The sequence below is a fragment of the Nocardioides silvaticus genome (assembly GCF_003160695.1).
Classification (GTDB): domain Bacteria; phylum Actinomycetota; class Actinomycetes; order Propionibacteriales; family Nocardioidaceae; genus Nocardioides; species Nocardioides silvaticus.
On sequence record NZ_QGDD01000003.1, the window covers coordinates 372,810 to 388,668 of the forward strand.

At 72.4% G+C, this 15,859-nt stretch carries 12 protein-coding genes; 5 read left to right on the top strand and 7 right to left on the bottom strand.

The genetic code is table 11. The features are described 5' to 3' along the window. Positions 1–34 precede the first annotated feature (34 nt). The 6 genes from DJ010_RS09895 to DJ010_RS09920 all read right to left on the bottom strand — a co-directional run bounded on the left by DJ010_RS09895 (position 35) and on the right by DJ010_RS09920 (position 9,232). Entirely contained in the window at positions 35–748 is a 714-nt protein-coding gene (locus DJ010_RS09895) for an SWIM zinc finger family protein (protein ID WP_245927407.1), read from the bottom strand. After that, on the bottom strand, positions 745–3,582 hold the full coding sequence (locus tag DJ010_RS09900) for a DEAD/DEAH box helicase (RefSeq protein ID WP_109693492.1): 2,838 nt from the start codon (positions 3,580–3,582) through the stop codon (positions 745–747). Before DJ010_RS09900 ends, DJ010_RS09895 begins: the two co-directional genes overlap by 4 nt. 35 nt (positions 3,583–3,617) lie before the next feature. Continuing rightward, entirely contained in the window at positions 3,618–4,748 is a 1,131-nt protein-coding gene (locus tag DJ010_RS09905; protein WP_146207309.1) for a hypothetical protein, read from the bottom strand. A 47-nt stretch (positions 4,749–4,795) separates the two neighbouring features. Continuing rightward, on the bottom strand, positions 4,796–6,931 hold the full coding sequence (locus DJ010_RS09910; RefSeq protein ID WP_109693494.1) for a DEAD/DEAH box helicase: 2,136 nt from the start codon (positions 6,929–6,931) through the stop codon (positions 4,796–4,798). Beyond that, positions 6,928–7,728: a class I SAM-dependent methyltransferase gene (locus DJ010_RS09915; protein ID WP_109693495.1), complete on the bottom strand. Its 801-nt coding sequence runs from the start codon at positions 7,726–7,728 to the stop codon at positions 6,928–6,930. Before DJ010_RS09915 ends, DJ010_RS09910 begins: the two co-directional genes overlap by 4 nt. 265 nt (positions 7,729–7,993) lie before the next feature. Further along, positions 7,994–9,232 (bottom strand): HNH endonuclease signature motif containing protein, encoded by a 1,239-nt coding sequence (locus DJ010_RS09920; protein ID WP_109693496.1) that lies wholly within the window; start codon positions 9,230–9,232, stop codon positions 7,994–7,996. 853 nt (positions 9,233–10,085) lie between these two features. Here DJ010_RS09920 and DJ010_RS09925 point away from each other — a divergent pair. The 4 genes from DJ010_RS09925 to DJ010_RS09940 are packed head-to-tail and all read left to right on the top strand — an operon-like array spanning position 10,086 to position 13,285. Then, positions 10,086–10,802 carry a response regulator transcription factor gene (locus DJ010_RS09925; RefSeq protein ID WP_109693497.1) on the top strand — a complete coding sequence of 239 codons (717 nt, stop codon included), beginning with the start codon at positions 10,086–10,088 and terminating at the stop codon, positions 10,800–10,802. Further along, on the top strand, positions 10,799–12,229 hold the full coding sequence (locus tag DJ010_RS09930; protein ID WP_109693498.1) for a sensor histidine kinase: 1,431 nt from the start codon (positions 10,799–10,801) through the stop codon (positions 12,227–12,229). The genes DJ010_RS09925 and DJ010_RS09930 overlap by 4 nt, the downstream gene beginning before the upstream one ends. Then, positions 12,222–12,767: a hypothetical protein gene (locus DJ010_RS09935; RefSeq protein ID WP_109693499.1), complete on the top strand. Its 546-nt coding sequence runs from the start codon at positions 12,222–12,224 to the stop codon at positions 12,765–12,767. The genes DJ010_RS09930 and DJ010_RS09935 overlap by 8 nt, the downstream gene beginning before the upstream one ends. Next, a complete protein-coding gene (locus tag DJ010_RS09940; RefSeq protein ID WP_211318733.1) occupies positions 12,764–13,285 on the top strand; it encodes a GNAT family N-acetyltransferase in 522 nt (173 codons plus the stop codon). Before DJ010_RS09935 ends, DJ010_RS09940 begins: the two co-directional genes overlap by 4 nt. Positions 13,286–13,671: 386 nt before the next feature. Here the strand turns inward: DJ010_RS09940 and DJ010_RS21800 are convergent, their stop codons facing one another. Continuing rightward, positions 13,672–14,145 carry a hypothetical protein gene (locus tag DJ010_RS21800; protein ID WP_146207310.1) on the bottom strand — a complete coding sequence of 158 codons (474 nt, stop codon included), beginning with the start codon at positions 14,143–14,145 and terminating at the stop codon, positions 13,672–13,674. Positions 14,146–14,238: 93 nt separating this feature from the next. On the opposite strand from DJ010_RS21800, the gene DJ010_RS09945 reads away from it, so the two are divergent. Then, the gene (locus tag DJ010_RS09945; protein ID WP_109693500.1) at positions 14,239–15,609 is read left to right on the top strand and encodes an HNH endonuclease signature motif containing protein; all 1,371 of its coding nucleotides are present in this window, start codon (positions 14,239–14,241) and stop codon (positions 15,607–15,609) included. Positions 15,610–15,859: the final 250 nt, after the last annotated feature.

Sequence of the window (15,859 nt, forward strand, 5' to 3'; positions counted from 1 at the left end):
TATCGACAAATGCGCTTAGGCGAACAAGCGCCGCTCAGACGAGGCCGTCGGGGAGGTCTGCGCCTGCCTCCATCAGCGCGACCAACCGCTGGGCGCGGACCATCGCGTCGGCGGCCACCTCGACGTCGTCGGCCAGCTCGGTGACGCCGCCCGGCCCCTGGCCGATCCCGTCCGGGCCGCCGGCCGCGCGCTCGTGCAGCGCGGCGAGCAGCGCCTCCCGGTCCAGGCCGCGCAGCGCGAACAGCACGAGCGGGTCGGCGTCGACCAGCCAGCCGGTCTGGACGAGCACCGCGAGCGCGTGGCGGCAGGGGTCGAGGTAGGCGTCGCAGGTGCAGCGAGCGGCCAGCTCACCGCCGTACGGCAACAGCTCGGCGCCGATCTCGTCGGCGTGCTCCACCAGGTCGAACGGCAGCTCGCCCGACAGCAGCGCGGCGACCCGGCCGGCCTCGGCGGCGACCACCTCGACGAGCGCGCGCTGCTCCTCCTCGGCGAGCACCGGCACGGAGACCTCGGCGGTCCAGGCGTCGTCGCCCTCGCGGACGGCGGCCAGCACGGAGCCGGCGGCGATGCTGATGCCGCCGACCTCGCCGCGCCGCGCCAACGTGCGGCCGGCACGCAGGTCGGCGTCGGCGTAGGCCGCCTCCTCGACCGCGCGCTGCCAGGCCTTGCCCCACCACGAGCGGATGCCGGTGCGCGGCGGCGCCAGTCGTGCGTGGGTGACCCGCCCGGCGCGGTCCACGACGCTCACCCCTCCTGCTCGAGGTCGGTGAGTGCTTGTCGGTCGAGCCGGTCGAGACCCAGGCGCGCTTCCTTGCGGAGCGTCACGAGGTCGCGCAGCTCCTCGTTGCTCAGCTCGGTGAGCGCGGCCTCGCCCCGCGCGAGGACGGCGTCCGCGAGCGCGCGCTTGCGGTCGAGCAGCGCGGCGACCCGCTCCTCGATCGTGCCGCGGGTGACCATCCGGTGCACCTGCACGGGCCGGGTCTGCCCGATCCGGTAGGCCCGGTCGGTGGCCTGCTCCTCGACCGCGGGGTTCCACCAGCGGTCGACGTGGACGACGTGGTCGGCGCGGGTGAGGTTGAGGCCGGTGCCGCCGGCCTTGAGGCTGAGCAGGAAGACCGGCACCTCACCGGCCTGGAACCGCTCGACCATCGCCTCGCGCGCCGTCACCGGGGTCCCGCCGTGGAGGAGCTGGTGGACCACGCCGGTGCGGGTGAGGTGCTGCTCGATCAATCGCGCCATCGCGACGTACTGGGTGAAGACCAGCACCGCGCCGTCCTCCGCGACCACCGTGGAGATCAGCTCGTCGAGCAGCTCGAGCTTCTCCGAACGGCCGGTGAGCCGCACCGCGCCGGACTGCTTGAGGAACTGGGCCGGGTGGTTGCAGATCTGCTTGAGGCCGGTCAGCAGCGCCAGCACGATGCCGCGCCGGAGCGGGTCGTCGCCTGCGAGCCGCTCGATGCGGTCCATGGTCTCGCGAACGAACGCCTCGTAGAGGACCACCTGCTCGCGGGTCAGCCCGAGCAGGTGGTCGGTCTCGGTCTTCGGCGGCAGCTCGGGGGCGATGCCGGGGTCGGACTTGCGGCGGCGCAGCAGGAACGGACCGATCAGGTCGGCGAACTGGCGCGCCTTGGTGGGCTCGAGGCCGGACTCGATCGGCGCACCCCACACCCGCCGGAACGCCTGCCGGCTGCCGAGGAGGCCGGGGATCGCCCAGTCGAGGATCGACCACAGCTCGGTGAGGTCGTTCTCGACCGGCGTGCCGGTCAGGGCCACCCGCGCGCGGCTCGGAATCAGCCGGAGGTTGCGGGCGGTCGAGGAACGGGAGTTCTTGACGTGCTGGGCCTCGTCGGCGACCACGAGGTCCCACGCGACCTCGGCGAGGGCTGCGTTGTCGCGGCGCATCGTGCCGTAGGTCGTCAGCACGAATCCGGCACCTCCGCCGGGATGGTCGGGCTCGTCCCGGTGGTCGAGCCTGTCGAGACCTCCGAGCTCGCGGCCGGTCCCGTGGAACCGCCGCACCGGCAGGCCGGGCGCGAACTTCTGGATCTCCGCCTCCCAGTTGCCGAGCAGGCTGGCGGGACAGACGACGAGCGTCGGGCGGCCGCCGGAGAGGTCCTGCTCGAGGCGGTGCAGGTGGAGCGCGATGAGGGTGATGGTCTTGCCGAGCCCCATGTCGTCGGCGAGGCAGGCGCCGAGGCCCATCCCGGTGAGGTCGGCGAGCCAGGTCAGCCCGTGCCGCTGGTAGTCCCGCAGCTCGGCGCGCAGGCCCGCCGGGGTGGGGAGCGGCTCGCGGGTCGGGGCGGCGAGCAGCTGCTCGCGCACCTTCAGCAGGCTGGCGCCGACGACGACCTCGGCGGTGCCGCCGGTCTCCGCGGCACTGGCGTCGGGCAGCTCGGTCACACCGCTCAGCGCGGCGGCCAGCGCCTGCGCTCCGCTGGCCTTGCGGATCAGCCGCTTGCGGGCCCGCTGGGCGGTGGCGGGGTCGACGACGGTCCATGCGCCCCGCAGCTTGAGGACCGGGGAGGCCGCACTCGCGAGCTGCTCCATCTCGGCGTCGGTGAGCGCCTCACCGTGCAGGGCGACCTGCCAGGAGAACGCGAACAGCCCGTCGGCGGAGAACGGGCTGTCCTGGAGCGGCAGCTCGGGGTTGCGGGGGTCGGCGCGGCGTTCGAGGACGGCGCGGGTGGTGAGGTCGCGCCCGAGCGCGCGTGGCCAGTGCACGTCGACCCGCGCGTCGCGGAGGGCGCCGACGTGCTCGAGCAGGCTGCTGATCTCCTCGCCGTCGAGGGTCAGCTGGTCCGGGACCGACAGCGCCAGCAGCCGGTCGAGCACCGGCCACACCTCGGCGGCCGACCGGAGCGCGATGCTGGCGTGCACCCGGGCGCGGGGACCGAAGCCCCGGTCCTCACCGTCGGCCCACAGCAGCGCTGCGTCGCAGACGTGGAGCGGGTCGCGCTCGTCGTGGACCTGCAGCACCACCCGCACCGAGCCCGCGACCAGCTCCTCCTCGTCGGCCTCGACCCGGAGCGAGATCCGCACCAGCTCGGGCAGCGACTGCTGATCGGCGGCGGCCCGTTCGGCGTCGGCGCGCTCGGCCGCGCGACGGCGGACGCGGTCGACGAAGTCGGAGCGCGGCTCCGCGTCCCGCTGGCCGGGGAGGTCCCGGGCTCCGACCGGTGCCGCCCGCGGCAGCGCGTCGGCGACGGCATCGAGCAGCTGGGTGACCAGCGTGGTGGCGGCAGCGGCGTCGAGGTCGTCGTACGACCGTGCCTCGGCGAGCCGGGAGACGCTGTCGCGGTCGCGGTCGTCGAGGTCGCCGATCCGCCAGCTCGGCCTCTCGGCGCCGGCAGCCGGCGCGAGCTTGCCGGCCGCGACGAACCGTCCGGCGAGCAGCGCGGCGCCGCCGAGCAGGGCGACGCTGGGGTGGACGTCGGCCTGTGACCGGGCGCGGCTCAGCACCGGTAGCGCGGCACGGATCGACAGGGTGACGGCGCGGCGCTCCCCGGTGAACTCGATCGTGCCGTCGCGGGGCGGGTCGGCGGGCCGGAAGGTGGCCGGACCGGTGACGGGCACGAAACTCACGCAGGCGACGCTAGCCGCCGGGTCCTACACGACGATCAGGGCTTCCTGCGCGCCAGCAGCTGGCGCAGCGCGACGAGCGCCAGCAGCACCGCACCGACACCGCCGAGCGCGACGCCCCACCAGGTCGGGTGCTCGACCACGAGCACGAACGTCGCCATCGGCACCACGGTCGCCGGCATCGCGATCGTGAGGACGGCGAAGCCGGGGTTGCCGTTGACCGAGGCGGCGAGCGCCCAGACCAGGGTGAGGACCGCCGCGATCGCCAGGATGACGTAGACGTCGTTGTCGAAGTCAGGGGTCGGTGCCTCCTCGAACGGTATGACCGCTGTGTCGTCGACCCCGGACATCATCATCGTGGGTAAGAATCCCGCGAACAGCTGCTGGAAGACCAGCGTCGCCAGCACCGCGTTGAGGCCGACCAGACCGATCACACCCGCGACGACGCCACTGAGCGCACGGGTCCGGAGCAGCCAACCGACGGCGGTGACCACGAGCACGAACACCGCGACGGTGATCGCGGCGATGATCGCCCCGTCGTCGTCGTCGCCGATGTCGGAGATGACGTCCTCGGAGAGCTGGAGGTAGGCCACCCCGAGGCCGAGGATCGCGGTGACGACGAACGCGCCGCGTCTTACGGCGGCGTACCCGGCCACCGACAGCAGGAAGATCACACCGCCGATGAGGTAGGCCAGCCAGTCCTCGCTGCCGTCGAGGTCCTCGAGGCCCACGCCGATCATCGCCCCGACGCCGAGGATGCCGACCGCGCCCGGCCAGGCCACGAGGTCCTCGCGGGTGCGGCCGGAGCCGATCATCAAGGCGGCGGCCGCGACGACGAGCAGCACGGCGGTGGCGCCGAGCCCGACGCCGTAGTTGGACCAGTCGAGCTCACCGTCGGCGCGGCTGCGGGTGGTGGAGATGGCGATGGCAGCGGCGAGCAGGCCGACGCCGAGCGCGATCGGCAGCAGGCCCATGCCCGGGCGGTCCGGCTTCTCCGCCCGCACCGGCGGTGCGGGCGGGGGCGGGTCGGCGACCACCGTCGTCGTACCGCCCGGCGGTGGTGGTGCACCGGCGACCACCGTCTCCGCAGGAGGCGGCGGCGGGGGCGGGGGGTCGTTGGGCGTGCCCTGCGGCCGGACCGGACCCGTGGAAGCAGCGTCCTCCGTCATGCCTCGACGGTACGGCCGATCGCCCTCGTTACCGGGGACGTCGGCGCTCAGGCCGACACGGCGAGGGTCAACGGGAGCACCGCCTCGGCGCCGGCCTGCACGAGGGCGTCCGCGGCGAGGGTGAGGGACCACCCGGTGCCGACGAGGTCGTCGACGAGCAGCACCCGCCTGCCCTCGACGGCGGCGGGGTCGTCGAGCTGGAGCCGGTGGCGACGGGAGACGGCGGCGACGCGCTGGGCGGAGTTGGTCGCCCCTTGGCCCGGCAGCACCGAGGAGTCGGCGATCGCCCAGCGCCCGACGACCGGACGCTCGAGGTAGCGGGAGAGCCCGTTCGCCAGGTCGGCGACCAGACCGGGCCGGCTCGCCGACTCGGTCACCACGATGACGTCGGGCGCTGGTCGCCAGTCGGCGAGCATCGCCACGACCGCGCGCACCAGCGGCACCGGGACGGTGTCCTCCTCGGGCGGCCGCTCGTCTCCCGCCCGGAACAGCTCGCGCAAGGCGTTGCCGTGGCCGAGGTCGGTGAGCCGGGCGATCGCGCGACCCTCCTCGGCCGGCTGCTTGATGCGGCCGGAGCGGTCGACGCCGAGGGCGGCCAGTCCGGTGGGCCAGAGCTTGCGGGGCTCGATGGGCACCCCGGGCCGGGCCAGCCGGTCGGCGGCGTCGGCCACGGCCGTCGACGAGACGTCGGTGGGCAGCTCGAGGCCGCCGCAGTTGTCGCACCGCCCGCACGACCAGTCCTCGGTCGCTCCCGGGTCGTCGAGCTGGTGGCGGAGGAACCACATCCGGCAGCGGTCGGTCGAGAGGTAGTCGAGCATCGCCCGCTGCTCACGCTCCCGTGCCTCCGAGACCCGGCGGTAGCGCTCCGCGTCGTACACCCACTCCTGGCCGGTGGCCTCCCAGCCGCCGCGCACGCGGCGCACGGCGCCGTCGACGTCGAGCACCTTGAGCATCGTCTCGAGCCGGTTGCGGCTGAGGTCGACCCGCGCCTCCAGCGCCGGGGTGCTCAACACGCCGCCCTCGGCCAGCGCGGCGAGGGTCTCGCGCACCAGCTCCTCGCGCGGGAAGGCGAGGGATGCGAAGTAGGCCCAGATGTCGCGGTCCTCGATCGCCGGCAGCAGCACGACCGACGCAGGGCCGACGCTGCCGCGTCCCGCGCGACCGACCTGTTGGTAGTAGGCCACCGGCGAGCTCGGCGCACCGAGGTTGACGACGAAGCCGAGCGCCGCGTCGAACCCCATGCCGAGGGCGCTGGTCGCGACCAGCGCCTTGACCTCGCCGTCGAGCAGCGACTGCTCGAGCGCGAGCCGCTCGGTCTGCTCGGTCTGACCGGAGTAGGCCCGGACGTTGTGCCCGCGGGACCGCAGGTAGTCGGCGACCTGCTGGGTCGCCGCCACGGTGAGGCAGTAGACGATGCCGCTGCCCGGCTGCTCGGCCAGGTGGTCGGCCAGCCACGCCAGCCGCTGCTCGGCGGTCTTGAGGTGCACGACGCCGAGGCGCAGGGTCTCGCGGTCGAGCGTCCCCCGGAGGACGAGCGGCCCGTTGTCGGCCGAGCCTGTCGAGACCATCTGCTCCGCGACGTCGTCGGTCACCCGCTGGTTGGCGGTCGCTGTCGTCGCCAGGACCGGGATGCCGTCGGGGAGCTCGGCGAGGAGGGTGCGGATCCGGCGGTAGTCGGGCCGGAAGTCGTGGCCCCAGTCGGAGATGCAGTGCGCCTCGTCGACCACCAGCAGGCCGCAGGTCGCCGCCAGCCGCGGCAGCACCTCGTCGCGGAAGCCGGGGTTGTTGAGCCGCTCCGGGCTGACGAGCAGCACGTCGACCTCGCCGCGCTGGATCGCCTCGTGGGTCTCCTCCCACTGCTCCATGTTGGTCGAGTTGATCGTCACCGCCCGGATGCCGGCCCGCTCGGCCGCCCCGATCTGGTTGCGCATCAGCGCCAGCAGCGGCGAGATGATCACCGTCGGCCCGCTCCCCTGCTCGCGCAGCAGGAGGGTCGCCACGAAGTAGACCGCCGACTTCCCCCAGCCGGTCCGCTGCACCACCAGCGCCCGCCGCCGATCCACGACCAACGCCTCGATCGCGGCCCACTGGTCGTCGTACAGCTCCGCGTCGTCCTTGCCCACGAGCGCGCGCAGGTGCTGCTGGGCGCGCGCCCGGGTGTCGCTCTGGGTCGCTGCGGTCATGCGTCGTGTCTACCAGCGCCGTCCGACGGGTCGGACACCCGGCGCGGTTCGTCCACAGCAGATTCCCTGTCGCGCCGTCGGAGGAGATGGAGGACCGTCCGGTAGTGCTCGGTCACGACGCCGCCCAGCTCGTCGGCCGCCTGCCCGGCAGCCGCCACCTCGGCCTCGTTCCAGTTGCTGAAGGTGCCGAACAGGCGCCGCACCTCGTCGGCGGTCAGGTCGACCGACCACCGCCACTCCTCGCTGGACGCGAGCTCGAACAACCCGCCCTCGGACAGTTCATCGACGGTGGGCCTCACCTCTCGCCGTCGATCCTGCTCGTCGGACGATCGTCGGGCGACGATCGCTGCAACGCGGCGCCTGAACTCGGTGCCGACCTCGTCATCTCCGAAGACGGTCCGCCACACAGCCAGCCGACCTCCGGTCCGTAGGGCTCCATGGATCTTGGGCAGGCCGACCGCCAGGTCCACCCAGTGCAGGGAGGTCGCCGCCACCACCGCGTCGAACGCCGATCCAGGCAGGTCGACGTCCTCGAATCCGCACTGGATGACGTCCACACCGGGGGCGACCGCACGAAGATGCTCGACGAGGCGGGCTCCCGGCTCGACCGCGACCACCTCGCACCCCGCCCGGAGCAGCTCGACGGTGGCAAGGCCGGCGCCCGCGCCGATCTCGAGGATCCGCCGCCCGGGGCCGGTCACTTCAGCATCGGCAAGCGCGCGGTAGAGCTCGTCGGGGTACGTCGGTCGGGCCGCCGCGTAGTCGCCGGCGATCTGCTCGAAGTGCATCCGTGACATTGCGCCATCCTCGCTCAGTGCCCCAGCCGGTCTTGTGACTCCGTCCGCGTAGTACACGTCGGGACACGCAACGACGCACCCGCCGGCAACGACCGGCACCGGCGCAAGCAGGCTGAGCAACGCGACCGAGGACGTCCGCCGGGTCCAACCCACGCGGTTCACGCTAGGTCGGCGTAGGCACAGGACGGCAGCGATCAGGTCACGACAGGTTCTCGACCCACGGGTCGAGAGGTTTGGGGCAGAACGTGCCGGCCGAAGCCGGTCCTCAGGGTCGTCGGTGGAAGCGAATGTCGCCGTTGGGGAGGTGTTCGGTGGTGTGGGTGGGGTCGTGGGCGCGGTGGTGGTGCCAGGAGCAGAGGAGGGCGCCGCGGTCGAGGTCGGTCTTCCCGCCGTTGGCCCATGGGTCGAGGTGGTGGGCTTCGCACCAGCCGGCGGGGATGGTGCAGCCTTCGGCTCGGCAGTGTTGGTCGCGCCAGCGCATGGCTTTGCGTTGGGCGGGTGAGAACAGCCGTCGGGTGCGGCCGAGGTCGAGGACCTCGCTCTGGCCGCCGAGGACGACCGGGATGATGTTCGCGGTGCACGCCAACCGCCGCACCGCGGATGCCGACATCGGCTCCCCGCCGACCACGGTGCCGGTGCCGAGATCCTTCTTCAGTGACTCCAGCGGGATCGTCACCAGCAGGGTGGTGGTGTCGCCGCCGTGCACCGGGAGGTTCTTGGGGTCGAGATGCTCCAACAGGGCGCAGAAGGCGTGGCCGAGGCGGCGGGGGTAGGGAATGCGGTCCTCCTCCCCACCCGCAGCGTGTTCTGCTTTGCGGGGTGAGGTGAAGGCGTCGAGGTAGGTGCGCAGACGGTGGGCGTCCAGGTCGGGCAGCAGACCGGTGAGTCGGGTGGTGCCGTCCCCGATCGGCTTGAGCACCAGTCGGCACTTCTCCCGTGCGCGTCGCTCTTCGTCCTCGAGGCGTTTGGCTTCCTCGGCCTCGGCGATGTCCGGGGCGACGATCTCCAGGATCCGCCGCCCGAGGCGTCGGAGGTCGCGGGGGCGGAAGTCCTTGCAGTAGTCGACCAGCTGCTGCTCGGCCTTGGTCAGGAGCTCGGGGTCGAGGTCGGCCGGCAACACGTCCAGTGCGTGCACGATCACTTGTGCTTGGCCTGCGGACACGGCGCCGTCGGCCATACCGTCAGCGACCTTCGCCCACCTGCGGTCGAGTGCTTCGGCGAGGCGGGCGTCGGCACGACCGTGGTTGAAGTCGGTCAACGTCAGGGTGGAGAGCCAGGCGCCGAGGTCGCGGGCACCGGAACGCGACGCAGTGTCCTGGGCTGCTACTACCACCCGCAGCCGTGCCTCGGCCACCATCGCCTCCAGAGCAGCGAGCTCGCGGACCGCTGCTTCCTGGTCGGCCGGGGACATGAACACCGGCTGGACGTCGCGGACGTCCTTGAACGCGGCCTTCGCGGTCGCGGCGGCAGCACGGATCGGGTGAAGGGCGGTGTGCTCGCTCATCCGGACTCCCAGGCTGCTACGGGTCCGGTGGCCTGGTGCCGGGGTGTCCTAGATCTGAGTCTCGTGGACGGCTGGTCGAGGGGTTCGACGTACGTCGATCGTACACCAGTTCGACTCAAGATGGAAGGGTCGAACGCGGGGGATTGCACGAAAGTACGGCGGTTTCTTGGCTTACGGGGTCTCGATACGTCCTCGCGCCAGAGCGCTCGGCCTACTCGACCACCGAGGACGACCCGCAGGCTGGCGGCGGCGCGCAACCACCCGCCCCCTCCCTCCCGCCCAAAGCCCCTTTCGGTCGCCACCGCCCACAGCCCGAAGGCCGCAGGGATCTCACCGCGTCTCGATACGGCCTCGCGCCAGAGCGCTCGGACTACTCGACCACCGACCGGCAGGCCGGCGGCGGCGGGCAGCCCCGCACCCCCTCCCTCCCGTCCAAAGCCCTTTCGGTCGCGACCGCCCACAGCCCGAAGGCCGCAGGGATCCCACCGCGTCTCGATACGCCCTCGCGCCAGAGCGCTCGGCCTACTCGACGACCGAAGGGCGCCAGAGCGCTCGGCCTACTCGACCACCGAGGACGACCCGGGAGCCGGCGGCGGCGCGCAACCACTCGCTCCCTCCGCTCCCGTCCAAAGCCTTTCGGTCGCCACCACCCACGGCCGCAAGGCCGCAGGGATCTCACCGCGTCTCGATACGCCCTCGCGCCAGAGCGCTCGGGCTACTCGACGACCGAAGGGCGCCAGAGCGCTCGGGCTACTCGACGACCGAAGGCGGCTCGGGCTACTCGACGACCCACAGCGCTACGACCGAGGCGCCCGATCGGGCTCTCAGCACCCCCTCAGCCAGGTTCGGCATCATGGAGCGCGTGAACCAGCGCGCCCAGCACCTACCGCGCGTCCTCGTCGTCGATGACGACCGGGCCGTGCGGGAGTCGCTGCGGCGATCCCTCGAGTTCAACGGGTACGACGTGCACCTGGCCGGCGACGGGGCGGAGGCGCTGGCGGGGATCGGGGCGGTCGCGCCGGACGTGGTCGTGATGGACGTGATGATGCCGCGGCTCGACGGGCTGGACGCGACACGGGCGTTGAGGGCGGCGGGGAACGACGTACCCATCCTCGTCCTCACCGCGCGTGACGCGGTCGGCGACCGCGTGGAGGGGTTGGACGCGGGCGCGGACGACTACCTGACCAAGCCGTTCGCCCTCCAGGAGCTGCTGGCGCGGTTGCGGGCGCTGCTGCGACGCGTCGTGCCGCACGCGGAGGGCGACGAGGAGGAGATCCTGACCTTCTCCGACCTCACGATGAACGTCACCACGCGCGAGGTCACCCGCGGCGAGCGACCGATCGAGCTGACGCGCACGGAGTTCACGCTGCTCGAGATGTTCCTGCGGCGACCGCGGCGGGTGCTCGACCGCAGCTTCATCCTCGAGGAGGTGTGGGGCTACGACTTCCCCACGACGGCCAACTCGCTCGAGGTGTACGTCGGCTACCTGCGCCGCAAGACCGAGTCGGGGAGCGAGCCGCGGCTGATCCACACCGTGCGCGGCGTGGGCTACGTGCTGAAGGAGTCATGAGCGGGTTCTGGGCCGGGTCGATCGCGGCCGGCCCCGGGCCCGACGGACGCTGGCACTACCGGCGGTCGCTCGCGAGCCGGGTCGTCCTGCTCACCACGATGAGCGTCGGGCTGGCCGTGGCGTTCGTCGCCGTCGCGGCGTATGCCACCACCCGGTTCCAGATGCAGCAGAGTCTCGACAACTCGCTCATGGAGCGGGCCGACGCTGCCGCCCGGTCCGACGTGCTGCTCGAAGCAGGCGTGATCCAGGAGGTGCCGTCGTGGGCGTTGGGCGCGGCGGACGTGCGAATCGCGTTCCTGTACGCCGACGAGGAGACCGGCAAGACCGAGAGCCAGGTGCTCGACTCGGGACCGGAGTTCAAGCTCGGCACTCCGGAGATCGACGTCGCCCTCAGGGAGAGCTCCTCCAGCGTGCGCACGATCCTCATCGACGGCGAGCGCTACCGCATGGTCGCGGTGCAGGCCCGGCGCCCCCAGATCGCACTCGTCATCGCCCAGCCCCTCGAGGACCAGGACCGCATCCTGGCGCGCCTAGGATGGGTGACCGTCGCGTTCGGCGGCTTCGGGATGCTCGCCGCCGGACTCGCCGGCTGGCTGGTCGCCAGCAACGGCCTCCGCCCCGTGCGCCGGCTGACCGAGTCGGTCGAGCACGTCGCGCGCACCGAGGACTTCACCGCACTAGCGGTCGAGGGCGACGACGAGGTCGCCCGCCTCGCGACCGCGTTCAACCACCTGCTGGTCTCCCTCGACGCCTCCCGCGTCCGCCAGCGCCAGCTGGTCGCCGACGCCAGCCACGAGCTCCGCACGCCGTTGACCTCGCTGCGCACCAACATCGACCTGCTCACGATGTCCGACGACGCGGCGGCGCTGCCGCCCGAGGCCAAGGCCGAGCTGATGGAGGACATCCGCGCGCAGATCGAGGAGCTGACGACGCTCATCGGCGACCTCACCGAGCTCGCCCGCGACGAGCCGGTGCCGCCGACCGTCGAGCCGGTCGACCTGGCCGAGGTCATCGACCACGCCACCGAGCGAGTACGACGCCGCGCCCCCGGACTCACCTTCGAGGTCTTCACCCGCCCCTGGTGGGTCGTCGGCGAGGCCCCGGCGCTCGAGCGCGCCGTCACCAACCTGCTCGACAACGCGGCGAAGTGGAGCCCCGAGGGCGGGGTCGTGACCGTGCGGCTCAGCGACGGCGTCCTCACCGTCGACGACCAGGGTCCCGGGATCCCCGAGGAGGAGCGCGACCGCATCTTCGATAGGTTCTGGCGGTCCGCGGACTCGCGGACCCTGCCCGGTTCGGGCCTCGGGCTGGCGATCGTTCGTCAGGTGGCCGAGCGGCACGCCGGCACCGTGCAGGCGGCCGAGAACGTCGGTGGCGGGGCACGGCTGGTGCTGAAGCTGCCGGGAACGGAGAGCGTGGATGCGTAGGGCCCTCGGAGCAGGCGCGCTGCTCGCCGTACTCCCTCTCGCCGCGTGCGGCGGCGAGGACCTCGGCGACAAGCCCGACCTCCCCGACGAGACCCCCGCGCTCTGGAACCCCTGCGACGTCCTCGACCCCGCCTTCATCGAGCAGGCCTTCGGCACCGTCGCGACCGAGGAGGACGGCGAGCCGGCCGCACCCGAGTGCCGGTTCGTGCCGGAGGAGGACGGCGCACCCGCGGTCTCCGTCAACTACCTGCTCTTCTCCGGCACCCTCGAGGAGGCGTGGGAGACGATGGACATCTCCGAGGACGCCCGCTCGTCGTCGCCGCAGGTCGACGGCGCCGACGACGCCCGCATCATCGTCAACACCGACCGCAAGGACGCGGGCGTCACCGGCTTCGTCGCCAACGGCGACCTCATCCAGAGCGTCAACGTCGTGGACCCCGCACCGTACGACGAGCAGCAGATCGTCGCCGCCGTCCGCGCCACGCTGACGCGGCTGTCACAGCACGCCGTGGAGTCGGGCGTCGAGGAGGAGGGATGAGCGAGCCGTTCGTGCGGCTGCTCCCCGCCACCGTCGAGCTGCTGACCGCGCTGACCGAGGACCGCGACCGGTTCGTCGAGCTGGTCGGCTCACCGATCCCGGACGGCTGGCCCGAGTTCCCCGAGGCCATCGGCTTCACGCTGGAGCGCCTGCGGGATGCGCCGGAGGCGGACCGACGGTGGTCGATGCAGCTCTTCCTCGAAGGCGGGTCCGGCCGCTTCATCGGCTCGGGCGGGTACGCCGCGCCGCCGGCCGACCGCGTCGTCGAGATCGGCTACGAGGTGGCACCCGAGTTCCGCGGCCGCGGTCTCGGCGCCGCGGCTGCTCGCGCCCTCGTCGACGCCGCCGTCGGCACCGGCGAGGTCGACCACGTCGTCGCGCACACCCTGCCCGGCCCGAACCCGTCGACCGGTGTGCTCGTCGCGCTGGGCTTCGAGCACGTCGAGGACCAGGACGACCCCGAGGTCGGCACCGTCTGGGAGTGGCGATGGACCCGGCCGGACGCGCCTGAGGCCTAGGGGTTGCGGTCGGCATCCGGCTGTCGGAGGCCGAGCGGCTCGGTTCGGTGGTCGAGTAGTCCGTGCGCGCTGCGCGAGGACGTATCGAGACCCCGTGGTGATGCCAGCGGCTCGCGGGCTGTGGGTGGTTGCGGTCTGGACTACAGAATTACGTGGCTGGGCGCCGTCGTTGGTCACGGCGCTGTTCCCCCTAGCCCTGCGCGAGTGGCGGGAGGCCTGGGGTGCTCGTTGTGGTTGCGGTCGCGCGGGGGAGCACGGTGGCCACGGTTGGAAGGCGGCGTCCGGTGACCTCGGTGGTCGAGTAGTCCGAGCGCTCTGCGCGAGGACGTATCGAGACCTCGGGGTGGTGCCCGCGGGCTGCGGGCCGTGGGGGTTGCGGTTCTGAACTACAGAATTGCGTGGCTGCGCGCCGTCGTTGGTTGCGGTGCTGTTCCCCCTAGCCCTGCGCCGGTGGCGGGAGGCTTGGGGTGCTCGTTGTGGTTGCGGTCGCGACCGGGAGGGCGGGTAGTTGCGGTCGGCATGCGGCTAGCGGAGGCCGTGCAGCTCGCCTCGGTGGTCGAGTAGTCCGAGCGCTCCGCGCGGCCTTCGGTGGTCGAGTAGCCCGAGCGCTCCGCGCGGCCTTCGGTGGTCGGGTAGTCCGAGCGCGCTGCGCTGCCTTCGGTGGTCGGGTAGTCCGAGCGCTCCGCGCGGCCTTCGGTGGTCGAGTAGTCCGAGCGCTCCGCGCGGCCTTCGGTGGTCGAGTAGTCCGAGCGCTCCGCGCGGCCTTCGGTGGTCGAGTAGTCCGAGCGCTCTGCGCGGCCTTCGGTGGTCGAGTAGTCCGAGCGCTCTGCGCGAGGACGTATCGAGACCGCTCGGGCCATTTGTCGTCCACAGCGTTGGATCGGTGAATGCCCTGTCCACAGGCGGGTTCCGTGCGTTTCGTACTGTCGGTGGTCCCATGTTGAATAGGCGGTATGGATCTCGGGACCGCCCCGCTCTTCGACCTCCCCGCCCCCTCGGGCGCCGAGGCCGTCGACGCTGCTGCGGTTCTTGCCGAGCCCGCCACCCTGACCCGTTCCCAGGAGCTGCTGGCTGACATCCGGCACGACGACCAGGTCCTCCGCGACCGCGAGATCACCAAGCTGCGCCACATCGCCGAGTGGGCCCTCGAGCACGTCGTGGACGACGAGGCCGTCGCCGCCACGTTGACCGACCGTGGTCTGGACACCGGCCTCCCGGTCGCCGGCCCCGGTGCGCCGTTGATCTCGGACTTCGCGGTGATGGAGCTCGCCGCCCTCCTCGGCCGGTCGCTGGACTCGGGGCGTGCTTATGTGGGTCAGGTCGTCGAGCTCGCCCACCGCCTCCCGCGCACCTGGGCACGGGTCCTGGACGGGGAGGTCCCGGTCTGGAAGGCACTACGGATCGCCGACCTCACCCGCCCCCTCCCCGAGGAGGCCGCAGCGTTCGTCGATCGGCACCTCGCCCCGTTCGCCCACGGCTGCAGCTGGGCCCAGATCGCCCGGCTCGTCGAAGAAGCCCTCGTGCGGTTCGACCCCGCTGCGGCCGAAGAGAAGCGCCGGGAGGAGCGCGAGCACCGCCACGTCGACACCGGCCTCACCACTGTCGGGTTCGACGGCACCGCGAACATCTCCGCGGTCCTCGACGCTGCCGATGCCCTCGACCTGGAGAACGCCCTCTCCCGGCGTGCCACCCTCCTGGGCCGGCTCGGCGATCAGGACTCGTTGGACGTGCGCCGCGCCAAGGCCCTCGGGGAGATCGCGCGCGAAGACCTCACCCTCGACCTCCACATCGTGGACCCCGACACCGGGGAGATCACCCGCACCGTCCCGGGCCGCAAGACCGAACTGATCCTCCACCTCTCAGCGGCCGACACAACGGTCGGTCGGTTCGGGAACGTCAAGACCCCGATCTCACCCGAGCAGGTCAAGGAATGGCTCGGCCTGACCGGCACCCAGGCCAGCACCGTGGTGGTGCGCCCGGTGGTCGATCTGGCCGACTGCCAGCCCGTGGACTCCTACGAGATCCCCGACCGCATCCGACGCCAGGTCACCGAACGCGACCACCACTGCGTCTTCCCCCACTGCACCCAACCCGTGGCCCGCTGCGACCTCGACCACGTCAACGCGCACGCCGCCGGCGGAGCGACCTGTCCGTGCAACCTCGCGCCCCTGTGCCGAGGCCACCACCGGATGAAGACCGCCCACCGCGCGGCCTACCGGATGATCCGGCCCGGCACCTACCACTGGACCCTCGCCTCCGGCACCTACCTCGTCGACCCCACCGGCACCCACCCCCTCACCGGCACATCCCCGCCCGACCAGTAGCTGCCGAGCCCCGAACCCCGCCCCCAGCACAACCGGCGGGGCCATCGGCATGCCCGAGCAATCAAGTCCGACACAACCGCGCACATCACGCGGCATTGGCGTGCTGCTCCGCGAGCACGCCGTGCGGCTACTTGTTTCATTGACCCCAGGACCGGTGCCTGGCGAGGCTCGGTCTAGGCGTCCGGTCCGTGGCTCTCAATGCGGCTGCCCACGGCTTGTCCGTGTGGCTCTCTACTGGCATGCGCGGGCC

Bases quoted from the DNA above. Each gene is read 5' to 3' on its own strand.
- DJ010_RS09915 (WP_109693495.1), bottom strand. From the start codon at position 7,728: ATGTCACGGATGCACTTCGAGCAGATCGCCGGCGACTACGCGGCGGCC.
- DJ010_RS09925 (WP_109693497.1), top strand. From the start codon at position 10,086: ATGGAGCGCGTGAACCAGCGCGCCCAGCACCTACCGCGCGTCCTCGTC.
- DJ010_RS09930 (WP_109693498.1), top strand. From the start codon at position 10,799: ATGAGCGGGTTCTGGGCCGGGTCGATCGCGGCCGGCCCCGGGCCCGAC.
- DJ010_RS21800 (WP_146207310.1), bottom strand. From the start codon at position 14,145: ATGGCCCGAGCGGTCTCGATACGTCCTCGCGCAGAGCGCTCGGACTAC.
- DJ010_RS09935 (WP_109693499.1), top strand. From the start codon at position 12,222: ATGCGTAGGGCCCTCGGAGCAGGCGCGCTGCTCGCCGTACTCCCTCTC.
- DJ010_RS09945 (WP_109693500.1), top strand. From the start codon at position 14,239: ATGGATCTCGGGACCGCCCCGCTCTTCGACCTCCCCGCCCCCTCGGGC.
- DJ010_RS09940 (WP_211318733.1), top strand. From the start codon at position 12,764: ATGAGCGAGCCGTTCGTGCGGCTGCTCCCCGCCACCGTCGAGCTGCTG.
- DJ010_RS09905 (WP_146207309.1), bottom strand. From the start codon at position 4,748: ATGACGGAGGACGCTGCTTCCACGGGTCCGGTCCGGCCGCAGGGCACG.
- DJ010_RS09910 (WP_109693494.1), bottom strand. From the start codon at position 6,931: ATGACCGCAGCGACCCAGAGCGACACCCGGGCGCGCGCCCAGCAGCAC.
- DJ010_RS09920 (WP_109693496.1), bottom strand. From the start codon at position 9,232: ATGAGCGAGCACACCGCCCTTCACCCGATCCGTGCTGCCGCCGCGACC.